Genomic DNA, 13,564 nt, shown 5'->3' with positions numbered 1-13,564 from the left:
GACGAACTCAGTCGACCGGAGCAGGGAGATGGGCCGCGGACATCTGCTCTTCCTCCGTCTGCGCGGCGACGGCGGCTGTTCTTAGGATTGCGGCGTTCTCCGCGTCGCCGCCGACACAGGCGAGCAGGACCTCCTCCTCCGCTTGGGCGATGGCAGAGGCGGTTCGTACTTCGCTGTCGAACAGGCGGGAGAACCAGCGCCGGTCGGGAGAGATCGGCAAGTGCACGGCAACGGGAACGAAGGCCGTCCTGATGCCCAGTTCAAGCGCTACAGGAAGCCTTTCGGCCAGATCCAGGGGCTCGTTCTCGGGACTGACCTCGCGCAGGACGTCGATCACGGTTTGGATCACGTCCGTGGTGCGGCGGGCGGCTTGCCGCACGGGCATGGAGACGGAGCCCCGGAGAGGATGGGTGATGCTCCGTTCGATGGCGGAGGTCGACATCCCGTACGCCCAGAGCTGGCTGGCGAGTGCGCGTCGCGCACGTCCGGCTCCGGACCCCGACCTGTCCTGTGCGTCCATCAGCTGCTTCAGCACGGGATCGGCGATCTTCTGCTGGGTCAGGCATTGGACGAGGTGGGTGTTCGCCTTGGTCGAATGCGTGTTCATGCGTACGAAGCGCGTGTCGTCGAGCTCCTTCACCAACTGCGCCGTACCGATGAGCGTCATCTGGTTCATGGCGTCCGGCGCCACGGCGGCCAGTACCTCGGCGAGTTGGGTCACGGAGTCCACGGACAGCCCCGACTTGACCGCGATTTCCCCGAGGCCGGTGAGGGCGTGCCCGGCCCCAACTGCCTTGAGTAGCCCTGCGGCCAGCAGCCGGTCGATGGCGTTCGGGATGAAACCTGCTGGGAAGGCGTCGGGCTGACCGGACATGCGTCGTTGGTAGGCGGCCAGCGTGAAGGAGAGGAAGCGCTCGACGTCGGCGACGGTCGTTGGCCCGTGGCCTCCTCCCGGCCCCGCGAAGGCGGCGAGCACGACCGAACGGGCGTCGACGTCGGGTGACAGCAGCGTCGAGGCATGCGCTTCCGGCTCCGCCGTGACATACATCTGCCAAAGACGGTCGACTTCCAATGAGCCGTGCGTGACGATCACGGAACGCCCGTGTCCCGCGAGGCCGGTACGGCCCGCCCGGCCCGCCATGTTCCGGTATTCGGAGACCTTGTAGCGCTCTCCACCCGGGTGCAGCAGTTCGGTGATGACCACCGAGTCCGCCGGTAGGTTGACGCCCTGGGCAAGCGTCGTGGTGGCGACGACCACGTGCAGTCCGTCGTCCCGCGCTCGGAACGTCTGCTCGACCAACCGTCGTTCCTCGTCGTCGAGGTCGGAGGTGTGGAAGGCCGTGCCTCCGACCAGGCACGCGCGCAGTGCGTCGACGGACCGGCTGCTCTCCCGTTCGTCAAGGGCCGCACACGCCCCGTCGACCGGAGGGAGACCGAGGGTGGTTGCGAGTTTGAGTGCGAGCGTTCGAGCGAGCGCACGGGTGTTGCGGAATACGAGTACGCGATGTCCCCGGCCCACCAGGGCTTGCACCACCCGGATGACCTCCACGTCGTCCTCGGCTTCGTCCTCTGCGGCAGGCGTGAGATCCGTGGGAGAGAACAACTGCTCGAAACCCTCTACGCCTTGGTGGTCGACGTAGCGGAAGCGGCCCGTGGCATCGATCACGCCCTCGTACAGGGGGACGGCGCGCTCGACGGAGGTGACCGGTCGGGCGCCGAGCCAGGTCGCGAGGGCCTGCGCGCCTCCGAGGACCGCGGACAGCCCGACGATCTGCGGGGTGTCCTCATGGCTCCGGCGCATCTTGAGCCAAGTGAACAGGATCTCCAGGAGGGGGCCGCGACCGCTCACGAAGAGGGACTGGATCTCGTCAACGACCAGCATGCCCGCATGGCGGAGGAGCCGGGGTTGGACGAACAGCAGGCCGATGTACTTCTCGTAGGTGAGTACAGCCAGGTCGTATTTGCCCGAGAACAGCGCCGGAAGGTGATCACGGAGCTCACCGGTGGCGCGGATCACCTTGGCTCCGCCGACGGCGTAGCGCTGGACGAGTCGTTCGTACTGCTCGTTGACCAGGGCCCTGGTCGGCAGGAGGATCACCGTCCGTCGGCCCTGTGCGTAGGCGCGCAACGCCGCGAGTTCCCCGACGAGCGTTTTGCCGGACGAGGTGGGTGCGCTGACAAGGACGTTGACGTCGGTGAGGAGCCCACCGTCGTTGACGGCCGCGACCTGGAGGGAGTTCAACCTTGTGAACTCGTCTTGCCACAGGGCGATGGCGGAATCGGGGACCCCGAAGGGGGCCAGGCTGGGGAAGGCGTGCGTCGCTGGGGGGATGGCGGGACCGCCGCCGGCTCTTTCGAAGCCAGCTCCGGGGGTCAGGACGGGAAGTTCACCACCGTCCACATGGCTTGCCACCACGGCGTTCTGTAGCTGAAAAGGCCGTGACCTGTCCGAACTCACCCGGCGCGAGACGACATCGGCGAGTCTGAGGAGGGGGACGCGGTCGCCGTTCACCACCACTTCAGGATCCCCGAGCAAGCCGGCGAGTACGTGGTACGTCAGCAAGCCGTGACGCAGCGGGGGGCGCTCGTACGCCTCCTGGTCCTTGGTCGCTGCCGCCAGGACGACTCTGCCCCGGCCGGAGACCTGCTTCAGCAATTGCGCCACGGGCTTGGTCAAGCTGCGCGCCACGCCGTCGGAAGCGGGGCGTTGCAGCACCTTGGCGACGGCGCCGCCGGCGAAACAGCAATCGAGAATGACCAGCAGGATGGATGCCCGAATGTCGTTGAGCTGTTCGACGAAGGCTTCGAGGTGAACTGCCGTGCTGGTCGGGTCGTCGCGGTCGGTGTCGCTCGTGGCCAGCTCATGGCTCGCGGTCCCGTGGCCCGAAAAGCTGATGACGACGATGTCGTCGTCGGAGCTCTGCTTGGCCAGTTGTCCCATTTCTGTCAGCAATCTGGCCTTGGTTGCCTCCGCGTCCAGCAGTAGGCTCGCCTTTCCTTCGAAATTGTCAAGGAATAGGGCATGCAGGACTCTGGCATCTCGTTTTGCGAAGTTGAGTGGTCGGATATCCGGAGAGGTGTAGTTGTCGATGCCGATGAAGAGGCCGTGGAGCTTCCTCTCGTCCATCAGGAGTGCTTCCCTTCCCCGGTGTTCGTACGTCTGTGCGGATCTGGCGATATGTATCGGGCCCGCGGTAGCGTAGCTGTGCAGGGCTCTCCCTATCACATGCTGCGGAAAGCAGGATTTTCGAGGGGAGAGACTAGTTCATGAAGAGCTGGCGCGTTCCGGAAGGCTTCTCCGGGGATGGCGATCTGATCCGTGTGCAGCCCGGTCGTGTCAAAACCCTGGCGCTTGGCTGCCCGCTGCGAACGGCGGTGGAATCCCGGCCTCGGGTGCGCCGCACGAGCGGGGCGAGAATGTTCCCCACCGGGGTTTTGGAGCACAGGACCCTGAACCCCGTCAATGCGGTCCTCGATCTGATGGCGTTCAGTTCGCGCTCCCAGGACGAGGCCCTGACCAGCTGGAGGTCCCGGCCCAAGCGCCCCTTCCACCCGGCCCTCGCCGTATGGGTGTCGCAGGCGGTGCGCAACTACCAGACCGCCGCGGAGGAGGTCGCGGCGCTCCCCTTGGAAGGAGCGGGGACCGTGCCCGGGGCCGTGACACCCGTGGCCCGCGCGTGGGCCCGGTGGCGCGGGATACCCGGCGGAGATGGCACCCGGAGGTACGAAGAGGTCGTACACGGCCGCCGCTACGCGGCCGACGGGTTCAGGGAACTGCACCTCCTGAGGATCAGCTCCATCACGAACCGTCCCGTCGACGTGGCGGAACGAGCGCTGGCCGCCGCCGTGGTCGCCGGTGGGTTGCCAGTCCTCAGCAACCCCTGGGGTGACGACCCGCTCGCCACGGGGCGTGACGCGTTGCCCGACCGCGTTCGCGTGGTGGAGATCGGATGCGCGGACGGTTCGCACCGGGTGCTCTTCGACGGCGCGGTGGACGTCGCTCACCGGCTCTACGAGAAGGAGTTCGGGGAGGAACCGTGGCTGCGGGTGTCCGGAGACACGCCGCGACCGGGGTCGGAATGCGGTAACTGCCCGCTCGTTGACATGTGCCCTGCGGTCCCGGTCCGCCCCGGCATGCTCGGTGTGGAAGGAGGGAACGCAGCGGGTCGAGCACGGCGGTCGTGGTCCGTGACGACCGGTCGAACGTACGGTAAGTGCCCTGCACAGGCCCACCTCCAAGACCTGTGGCTACCCAGGGATCGCGGAGCCGAGGACTCTGCGGCAGTTCGCAGGGGCAGGGCCGTGCACGAGTGGATCGAAGAGCGGCATCGTCAGCCCTCCCAGGGGCCGTGCGGCCCCGCGGATCTTCCTGGCGATTCCCACGAGTGGACCTTCGGTCAGTGGGAGGTATCGGGTTCCGAAGCCCGGCTGGGTCGACAGATGATCGGTGACCACGCGATGGTCTGCCCGCTGAAGGCTGTACCAGCTGCCGGACCAACCGACGTGCTGCCCGAACAGTGCATCGTCGTTTACGACCCGAAGGCGGACACGGTCGTCGTCGCCAAGACGGACCTGCTCTACCGCTCGGTGCGGGGCTGGGTCCTACGAGAGACGAAGACGACCCGCGAGGTCGGAGCCAGCGACCCCTTCAAGCGCTATCCCCAACTCGCGCTCGCCGTGGTGCTCGCCGCCGAAGGCGTACTGCCCGGCGGAGCGGAAGGTTCGTCGGTCGAGTTCGAAAGGCTAACCCGCACCGGCCCCGTGCTCACGACCCTCGACCACCACGATCCACACCTGCTGTCACAAGCCCGCGGCACGCTGACGGAGCTGGTGAAGCGATGGCGGGCCGACGAGACATTCGAAACCCGTCCGGGCGGACACTGCACGCGATGTCCCTTCACCCGTTGGTGCCCGAGCGCCGAGAGGGAGGGCGCATCATGACCGACTGGATCGCACCACCATCGGACGATCCCGACATGCGGGTCCGCAGGGTTGTCACAGCCGCGCTGCGGGCCGCGTACGCCTGGTCGGTGCGGGACCGACAATCCGCGGCGTACCTGGAAGTGGCACGCATGACGGGGGTGGTGATGGAGGCGCACGGCCCCGGCGGCGGTCCCACGACCCCTCTCGAACTCGCTGCGTCGCTGCGCGCGGAGCTCGGCGCACTGTTGCCCCACCGGGGTGAGGACGAGGCGATCGCGGCGGCCGTTCTGTTGAACGACCGGGACCAACTGACGCCCACCGCACTCGACCTCGCCAGCGAGTATGCGGTCCCCCTGGAGTCCGGTACGGACCCGGCTGCATGGCTGCCCTCGTGGACGCACATGAACGCGGCGCACATCAGACGGGAGACCTTCGCGCTGCTCACCGCCTCCAACGAGCCGGACGCGTACGTGACGTCGCGCAAGTTCCTCATCGAATACCCGGCGGGGCACCGTGACCAACTGGGCGAGATCGTCGCGGCGACCGGCGTCAGCCTGCCCTGGAATGGATACCAGGAGCTGACCCCGGACCAAGTCCATCACGTGTGCGCGGGCGTGGGATGGTGGTGGCCCTGCCCCGAGTGCCGATGGCCCATGACCGTGCGAGCAGGAACGGTGCGCTGTCGGTATCTGCCTCATGCCGCCCGCTACCAGATCGTGACGCGACACGCCAAGGAAGCACGGCCGGAACTCAGCCGGATCGATGAAGGGCCGAGGGCAACGAAGCCGCGCGCCTCCTCTGTCCGCGGCGCAGTCCGCGTCGATCCGGGGGTATGGCGCTTTGTCGTCGTGCCCGGGGCCAACGAGCTACGGATCGCGGGACTGTTGGAGAAGCTGGGCTGCGGCGTACGCCTCTGGCCGGAAAGAGACTCCTACGACCTGCACGTCAGCGTTCGGCCGGAAGGGCCCGAGTTTCGATTGGACCTCAAAGAGTACCGGTCGTCGTACCGACTCTGCGCTGACCTGCGCGCGTCCCGGCCTCGTGCCACCGTCCTCCTGCCGCACTCCCACGAGCACCAGTACGACGCCGTTAGGTCGGCGCTGCCCGCCCTGGACATCACCACCGAGAGCCGTTTCAAGTCCCGAGTACGACGACTCCTGTCCGTGCAGAAGTGGGGGAGCCGTGTCTGACACCGCGCAGGTCCTCCCAAGGGCCATGAGGGCGGCCGTCGGCCTGGCGGCCCGGTACTTTCCCCTCGACGAGCAGGAACACGGGCGGCGCACGGTTACTCGGGCAGACGTCCTCTTCGTGCTCGATGGGCACATCGCCGACTGGGCTGAGTGGCGGAAGCTTCCCGTCCAAGACGCCCGCCAGTTCACCCGGCTTTTCCGCCGACGTCCAAACGTGCTCGCCAACGCCGAATCCGCGGGTCGGACCCTGGATCGCCTCCTCGGCCTCGGCGGCATCCCCGGATGCACAGCGACCGAAGACTACGGATTCAGCGGAGCGATCCTGGTGGATCCGGGGATGCCGCTGCCCGAGTTCGTCGACGGCGCGCTTGACGAACTCGACGCCCTGCACCGCCAGGTGCCCCGCACCCGCCAGCCCGCCCAACCCGGACCCCACAGCACCACCACGCGCGTGCGCATCCCTGGCGGCACCGATAAAACGTACGTCGATCACCGTTACGAGATCCGCGAGCACCACCGGTCCTCGCCACAACCGCTCGCCTCGGTCCAAGACGCACAGCCCGAGCCACACCTGTCGGTCCCCTTTGCGGACCTGCGCCGCATCGCTCAACGGATCGACGAAGCCGCCCTGAGCGAGGGCGGCAGCGCGTACCGGCTCACGGCGGTCGAGCGCTTCGTCGACCAGATCCGCGACGAAGCAGGACAGCGGGTCAACCGCATGGACCTGACGTCCGGCAACGTGAACCAACTCCTCGCGTACACGGGATTCGGTAAATCCGTCGTGCTCGTCGAGACACTCGCCTGCTGGGTGGTTCAGCAGGGCGTCAGTGCGGCCTTCGTCCTCCCCACGAATGCCGACATCGTCCGGGTCACCCACCAGATCGAACGTGCCCTGACCCTCTTCGGCAGTGCAGCACAGGTAGTTCCGCTGGTGTCCCCCCGTTCCCTGATCAAGGTCGCCGGAACGGCAGCGACGAGGGTGTCGGAAAGCGGCCCTGACACGGACTGGATCTGGCGGAGGTTCGGCTACGGCTGCGCCCTGTCGGCGGTCGCCTCGACCGAGAATGGTGTCGACGCCTGGCAGCCCGGCCGGGAGCCGTGCTCCGCCCTGCGTAGAACGGACCGCCGCGGTCGGGCCCGTACCGTCGCGTGCCCCTGGCGAACCTCCTGCGGGCGGTTCCGCGCGGCTCGGCAGGCGTGCACCGCGGACGTGATCGTCACCTCCCACCAGAACCTGCTCTCCGGTGTACTCCAGACTCCGGTCGAGGACGGCAACGGGGCGAACGACCGGCTCACGGTCGAGGAACTGGTGCTGCGCCGGTGCCAACTCGTCGTCATCGACGAAATCGACGTCTTCCAACAGGTCGCCATCGAGAGCGCGGGACGGGGACTCGTGCTGGACCACGGCGGGAGCACCAACACGCCACTGCGGCGACTCGACCAGGACTTCGGGGCGGCGTTCGGCCGACTCCACGACGAGGTGGACGCGAGTGTCCGTGACGCCTACTTCGGTCTGCGCTATCTCTCGGAGAACTACGTCAGCCACCTGGCCTACGAGCGCCTAGGCGCGGCGCCCCCGGCTGGCGGCCGGCGCCACCGCGGCCCGGCCCGTTCCTGGATGGTGCCCAGACGCTGGGACAACTGGCTGACCGGCAAGGTCTTCGGCGTCGAACCGTCGGAAGTCAGCCTGGAACAGGTGACGATGCTCCGCTCCCTCTTCTTGGAGGAACAGTCTCCGCTGCCCGGGGAGCCAACTGGCTTCGGCGACGTCCGCGAGCACCTCGCGCAGGTGGTCACCGTCGGCACCGGCGGCCAAGCCGTCGCCGCGGCACGTACGGCGCTGGGGAACCTCGTACCCGACTTGGACGAGCCGGACCGGGGGCGCTTCGCCAACCGGGTCCTGCGCCGGGCCATTCTCGAACGCATTCGGATGTATCTGCACGTGCTGATGGCCAACAACGTCCAACTGGTGGATAACGGGGTCGAGTCGGCACAGGAGATCGCAGATCGCCTCGGGACGTACGGGCGCTGGCGCCTCACTCCCACCGGGCCGCTCGGCCGCCTCGTCTTCGCCTTCACGGAGCACTTCGACGACACGCGCCCGGACTCGGCCCGACTGACCACGGCCGCGTTCGGCGGCGACCCGCACGTCTACACCGTCACACTCGGGGACACCACGGCGCTGGCACTCGCGGGGGTCCGGCGCATCGTGCTGGGGCTGTCGGCGACTTCCTACTTCCCCGGCGCTCCCCACCACCACGTGCACATGCGTCCCCGCTGGTGGGTGGCGGACAACGCGCCGGACCGGGTTCGTGTGGAAGCCGCGAGCGTGCTGGACGAGGAATCGGGCCGGCTGGAGAGGATCTCGGGGCTCGAAGGACCCGAACGGGCACGGGCGACGCTCCGGGTCGCCGAAGGGCTATGGCGCAGGCACCTCCGCGCCGAACTGGACCGCCTCAAGGTGGAAGACAAGGACCGTGCGAGGGTCCTGCTGGCCACCACCTCGTACGACGCCGCCCGTCTGATGGCCGAAGGGCTGTCCAGTGCAGGGGTAGCGGCGGAGCGGATCTGCCTGGCAGTTCGCCCCCGCACGGACGAGACGTACGACGCGTCCTTGGAGACGACGGGGAGGTGGCGCGAACTGCCCGCCGACCGGTTGGAGGACTTCCCGGCGATGTCCGGCGCCGACATCCTCATCGCGCCCCTGGCAAGGGTTCAACGTGGAGTGAACATCATCGGTGCAGGAGACAAGTCCGCGCTGGGGTCCGTGTGGCTCGTGGTCCGACCGATCCCCCTGATGGACGAGCCCTCGGAACTGGTTGCCCACATCCAGGCCCGTGCGCTCGCCCTTCACCCCGGCCCCACCAGCGACCCCAGGGCGTTGCTGGCCGATCGTAGAACCGTTGCGGGCAACTACTTGGAGAAGATCATCCGGCGCCCTCCCTACTTCCAAGCCCAGCCTCTCGAAGTGAAGCTGGCCGTCACAGCCGAGATGATCAACGGTGCCATCCAGCTCATCGGACGCGCCCGCCGTGGCGGAACCTCCTCCGTGCTGCACCTGGTCGACGGCGCGATCCTGGACCCGGTGGGTGGCAGCGATCTCGCGACCTTGATCGTCAAGCTGCGGGAGGGATGGCGCCGGGACGGGGTCCTCGCGCAGCTGTGCGATTACTACGGCACCACGCTTCAGGCGTTCTTCGACTACGCCGATCGACACACAACGGGAGCATCGAAGTGCTGATCACGCTTGCCTACCGGGTGCCCCGGGACCGCGTCGACGAGATCTTGGGGTCCATCGTCGTCTATCCCCTGACCGAGGAATTCAGCAATGAATGGGAGGCCCTGCCCGCCCCCCGTGGCCAGCGGCAACCGTATGCGAGTCTGGCCACGGGGATCACCGCCGCGACCGGACGCCCCGTGCGGCTCTTCGGCGACGGCCAGCTGAGCGACCAGGAACGCGCCCATGGCGATCGGATGCTGCTCCTCACGAGCGATCCGCTTGACGACCGCGTACGTGTGGCAGTCCGGGCGTGGGAGCGGCACATCACAGGGAGCGGAGACCTGTCCGCTCTTGCTGCGGCCCTGCCCGTGCCGGGCGCGCCGCGTCCCTTCTCCGAATCCATGGAGTTTCGGACCGGCCATGTGCCCACCATGCCCGGCTGGGTCTTTCGCACCGCCACCTGGCAGATCATGCGGCAGGTGGCCGCCCGTCCGGTGACCGTCGACGGCCGGGCACCGCTCGCCCTGAGGATGGACACGGACGGGTCGTTGATCGCTTGGCACCAGGACGACCTCGTCGTCAGTAGGTCCGGAAAGGCATTCAGCATGGCCCGGATCACCGCCAGGTTGATCACCCGGGCCGGTTTGACGGACCCTGTGGTCTGCTTTGACGCACATCTGTCCCGGATCGCACCTCAGGGGCACTCTTCGAAGCACGTGTGGATCGAGCGGCTGGGGCGACCGGGAGAAGAAGCGGATACCCCCGTTCTTCGACTGCCGGTGCTCCGCTCGAAGAACACTGAGACCGGTCAGTGGCGGAGCTATCTCAACCCAGCGATCGCAAGCATCCTTGCCGCCTGCCAACTGGAACCCCTGGAGTTGCCCGCGGATCTTCCCGAAAAGCCGGGCCGCATCAGGCCGCAGATGGCTCGGGCTCGCTTCCACACCCTCGGTAGCGGGCTCGGGCCCCGGTTCCTGCTGCGCCTGCACGAGCACATCCTGCTGACGATGCCCGCGCTCGTTCCGCTGACCTACCCCGTGGACAAGCAGATCAGACTGCCGAAGCGGGTCAAGCGGTACCAGGAGGGCGGACTGCCAGCCGCGGCGGTCGCGCCGACGGGGTACTGCAAGGTCACCCTCGCCTGCCTCTACGCGACGCCGGAAGCGCGACAGCGGATGCTGGGTGAGCTACAGGAGCTGACGGGCCGGTTGGTCCGCCTGGACCCCGAGCAGGGGCCGGAATCCGTCGCCGCGTCGTTGGACGTCGTGGCCCGGTACTGTCCGCAGTTGCTTTCCCATGAATCTCCGAACAGAGCAGCCCTGCTGACTAGTGCACTCGACCTCGCTCCGGTGCCGGACCGTCTCGTCGCCGCGTGGCTGGAGACGGAGCATCACCCCCAAGTCGCCGTAGGGGATTTCGATGCCAAGCTGCACCTCAGGCGACTCCTGGGGCACCTACGGGTGCCCACCCAGTTCCTCGCCACAGACCCGCTGGTGCTTCCTGAGGGTGTCGATCCGCGCAGCCCCGGTGAGAAGCGGCACGCGGCCCGCGCAGCCCTCCGCGACCTTCTCCGCTCCGCCGGTGTGCTGGACGATCGGCTACCGAACGCCCTGGCTCAGGAGACGATGCCGCTGCCACTGGACCGGCCGGCTCTCCTCGTCGGCATTCACGTAAGGAGGCAGCAGACCGCCGACGACGGGGCGCTGCTCGTGACGACCTTGTACGCGCTCCACACGGACCCGGCGGGAATCGGCAGTTGGCGCGCACTCATGTTCAGCGAGAAGGCCAATACGTGGCTTCGGGCGTCCGACGCGCTCACGGACTTCTACGCCGGCCCCATCGGCGCGACGCACGCGGGACGCTCCGGAGCCAAGGGCGATCAAGCGAGCGCCGAGATCGAACGCAGGCTCCGTGATCTGGTGGCGCACACCGACAGGGAGACGCCCGTGGTGCTGTTCGTGGAGTCCGCTGCGACCAGGAGCCTGTGGCCGGGGCTTTCGGACAAGTCACTCGGCACCGGTCCGCTGCCGGGAGAAACGATGCACAACGACGGAATCGACGTGGCGGTTGTCCGCCTGAACAGCAACAACAGCGAGATCGGCCGACCGGTCACCCGGGTGGAGAAGGCCAACATGCCCGCGGACCCCAAGCAGCCCGCCGCTCCGGAACGCAAGGTCTATCGGCTCGCGGAGAGCGGACTCGACTCCTGGTACTTCGCAGGGCGTTCGGTCACGCTGAAGGCCAAGGGCGGCGACCGCGGGGCACGGTTCACCCGGTGGTCCCTGCCCGCCGCCAACAGGTCCGACCTCGGAGTCCCCTGGCACGCCTACACCGGCAAGGAGATCCTCGTCGTGCGGCCCGGTTCCTGGGAACCCCGGCGGTTGGCGGCGCTCACCGCCCGTCTGTGCGAGCAGTCGATCTCGTGGGACGACCGCACGGTCGCACCGGTGCCGCTGCACCTGGCGATGAGCGCGGACCGGGACCACCCCGACTACCGGGCGTCCGGGGGTGCGGACGACGAGACGGGGTGAGCCCTGCGGTCAGTGGCCGGCCTCCGGGGGAGGGCTCACTTTCTTCGTCGCCTCCTTCAGCCGGGTCGCCGGTTCACCCAGCGGCGGCCTGGGGAAAGACGGCGTACTGGTCATTGAGCGCAGCAGGTCGTCGATTCCCGCCTCGGTCAGTTTGTCCACGATGTAGTGGTCCATGTTGTGGGGCCGCAGGCACACCGGGATGTCCTCCACGGAGCCGCCCGGCAGTACGACGGGTAGTACCTTGCGCCCCCACTCCTCGGGGTAGGCCGCCAACTGGTTGCGGATGATGCCGAGTTCGTTCTGCAGGCCGCGGTGCTGACGGGGTTCCATCGCGCCGTCACCGACCTTCCTGCACATGGGAGAGGCGACCACGGCGATGAAGTCCGCCGTTTCGATCTGCCGACTCGCCCAGGTGCCCCAGTCCTTGCGGGAGTCGTCCGACCACTGGTCGAGTTGGGTGTCGATGCCGTGATCCATCAGTAGGTTGGCGAATTCGCGGACGGAGGTTTTGTGCCGGTCGTCGTCGTGGGCGTACGAGATGAACAACGTCGGGGGCTGGCCCGTGGAGACGCAAAGCTGCTCCGTACCGCTGTCACCCACCTGCGCGGTACGCACGGCTTCGACTGCCCCAGCGGTAGCGAGCGTCAGTCGGAAGGAGTCCGGCGTGCTGGTCAGCCCGTAGTCCACGGTGCCCTGAGGGTCGAGGTCGAAGCGTGCGGAGAGCCGGACGTGCTGCTCCGTGCGGCCCTTCGGGACCACGAGCACGACCCACGCGGGGTAGGAACCCGGGCGGACGGCGCCGTTCTCAGGAGACGTGTGGCGCCAACGGATCTGGTTGCTACCGATGCCGAAGACATCGACGGCGTTCTGACCAGAGGGCAGATACGCATGGGTCTGCGCGCCGACCGTGGCGGGGACGAGATGGAGGTACTGGTTGAGGGTGTACGCCACGGCTTCCCCGGGCTGGAAGCCGGGGTGAGGGACGGCATCGACGACGGTCACCTGATCTGTGCCGCCGGTCTCCTCCTCGTCCTGATCAGTGTCCTGGAAGGTGAAACCGACCTCGAACCAGTTCATCGGGAGCATGTTCCCGGCGAGATCGAGCTCGAAGTTGACCTTGACCAGATAGGAGTCCACATCGGATCGGAGAGACGGCGGCGTCACGATGGGGTCGACCTGCCAACCGTGGAGGCGGACATTGCCCACCCGGACGGACTTGGGTGCCGAGTCGATCCACTTGCTGCCAAGATCCAAAAGAGTCAGCTCGACGCTGGCCCCGGCGCGCGAATCCATCACGTCTCCTTAGGTTTCCTGGTGTCGGAGACGTCACCCTAGGTCCGCGTCACCACCCTCAGGGCTGGTCCTGGTGATTGTCAGAGAGCTGTCACGTTTTCCCGATCATCCGTCCGGTTTCGCCCTTGCGGCGGCACCTGGCCACGCCGCGAGCTGGTCACTCGCATCAGAAAACCAAAAAACCCCAGGTGATCTGGGGTTTTCTTAAGTGTCCGAGGGGGGACTTGAACCCCCACGCCCGATAAAGGGCACTAGCACCTCAAGCTAGCGCGTCTGCCATTCCGCCACCCGGACTAGGTGTCTGTCGTTCGGCCTGGGCCGTTCCGACGTGGAAAACCATAGCAAACAATCGCGGTGCCGGATCACGCCCCCGGCCCCGGCCGCCGGCCCGTGGGGGTCGGTGGGGA

6 protein-coding genes and 1 tRNA gene are annotated in these 13,564 nt (G+C 67.5%); 4 read left to right on the top strand and 3 right to left on the bottom strand.

Annotation, left to right across the window (positions count from 1 at the left end):
• Positions 1-7 precede the first annotated feature (7 nt).
• Positions 8-3,127, bottom strand: coding sequence for a DEAD/DEAH box helicase (locus ACH4E8_RS26005; protein ID WP_398452273.1), 3,120 nt, complete (start codon positions 3,125-3,127; stop codon positions 8-10).
• A 140-nt stretch (positions 3,128-3,267) separates the two neighbouring features.
• Between ACH4E8_RS26005 and ACH4E8_RS26000 the strand changes: the two genes are divergently transcribed.
• Genes ACH4E8_RS26000 through ACH4E8_RS25985 form a run of 4 tightly spaced genes read left to right on the top strand, consistent with a single transcriptional unit; the run spans position 3,268 to position 11,864 of the window.
• Positions 3,268-4,941 carry a PD-(D/E)XK nuclease family protein gene (locus tag ACH4E8_RS26000; RefSeq protein WP_398452271.1) on the top strand — a complete coding sequence of 558 codons (1,674 nt, stop codon included), beginning with the start codon at positions 3,268-3,270 and terminating at the stop codon, positions 4,939-4,941.
• A complete protein-coding gene (locus ACH4E8_RS25995) occupies positions 4,938-6,113 on the top strand; it encodes a hypothetical protein (protein ID WP_398452268.1) in 1,176 nt (391 codons plus the stop codon). Before ACH4E8_RS26000 ends, ACH4E8_RS25995 begins: the two co-directional genes overlap by 4 nt.
• A complete protein-coding gene (locus ACH4E8_RS25990; protein WP_398452265.1) occupies positions 6,106-9,354 on the top strand; it encodes a hypothetical protein in 3,249 nt (1,082 codons plus the stop codon). The genes ACH4E8_RS25995 and ACH4E8_RS25990 overlap by 8 nt, the downstream gene beginning before the upstream one ends.
• Complete coding sequence (locus tag ACH4E8_RS25985) at positions 9,348-11,864, top strand: RNaseH domain-containing protein (RefSeq protein ID WP_398452263.1); 2,517 nt, start codon at positions 9,348-9,350, stop codon at positions 11,862-11,864. The genes ACH4E8_RS25990 and ACH4E8_RS25985 overlap by 7 nt, the downstream gene beginning before the upstream one ends.
• A 9-nt stretch (positions 11,865-11,873) precedes the next feature.
• Here the strand turns inward: ACH4E8_RS25985 and ACH4E8_RS25980 are convergent, their stop codons facing one another.
• On the bottom strand, positions 11,874-13,157 hold the full coding sequence (locus tag ACH4E8_RS25980) for an SEFIR domain-containing protein (protein ID WP_398452260.1): 1,284 nt from the start codon (positions 13,155-13,157) through the stop codon (positions 11,874-11,876).
• Between the two features lie 209 nt (positions 13,158-13,366).
• A tRNA-Leu gene (locus ACH4E8_RS25975) sits at positions 13,367-13,451 on the bottom strand.
• Between the last annotated feature and the right edge of the window lie 113 nt (positions 13,452-13,564).

It is taken from the genome of Streptomyces sp. NPDC017979 (genome assembly GCF_044328175.1).
In the GTDB taxonomy this organism is placed as follows: Bacteria; Actinomycetota; Actinomycetes; order Streptomycetales; family Streptomycetaceae; genus Streptomyces.
The sequence above is the reverse complement of the archived record's forward strand: the minus strand, read 5'-3'. Positions and strand labels throughout refer to the sequence as shown.

Coding starts and splice junctions, on each gene's coding strand:
- ACH4E8_RS26000 (WP_398452271.1), top strand. CDS start 3,268: ATGAAGAGCTGGCGCGTTCCGGAAGGCTTCTCCGGGGATGGCGATCTG.
- ACH4E8_RS25995 (WP_398452268.1), top strand. CDS start 4,938: ATGACCGACTGGATCGCACCACCATCGGACGATCCCGACATGCGGGTC.
- ACH4E8_RS26005 (WP_398452273.1), bottom strand. CDS start 3,127: ATGGACGAGAGGAAGCTCCACGGCCTCTTCATCGGCATCGACAACTAC.
- ACH4E8_RS25980 (WP_398452260.1), bottom strand. CDS start 13,157: ATGGATTCGCGCGCCGGGGCCAGCGTCGAGCTGACTCTTTTGGATCTT.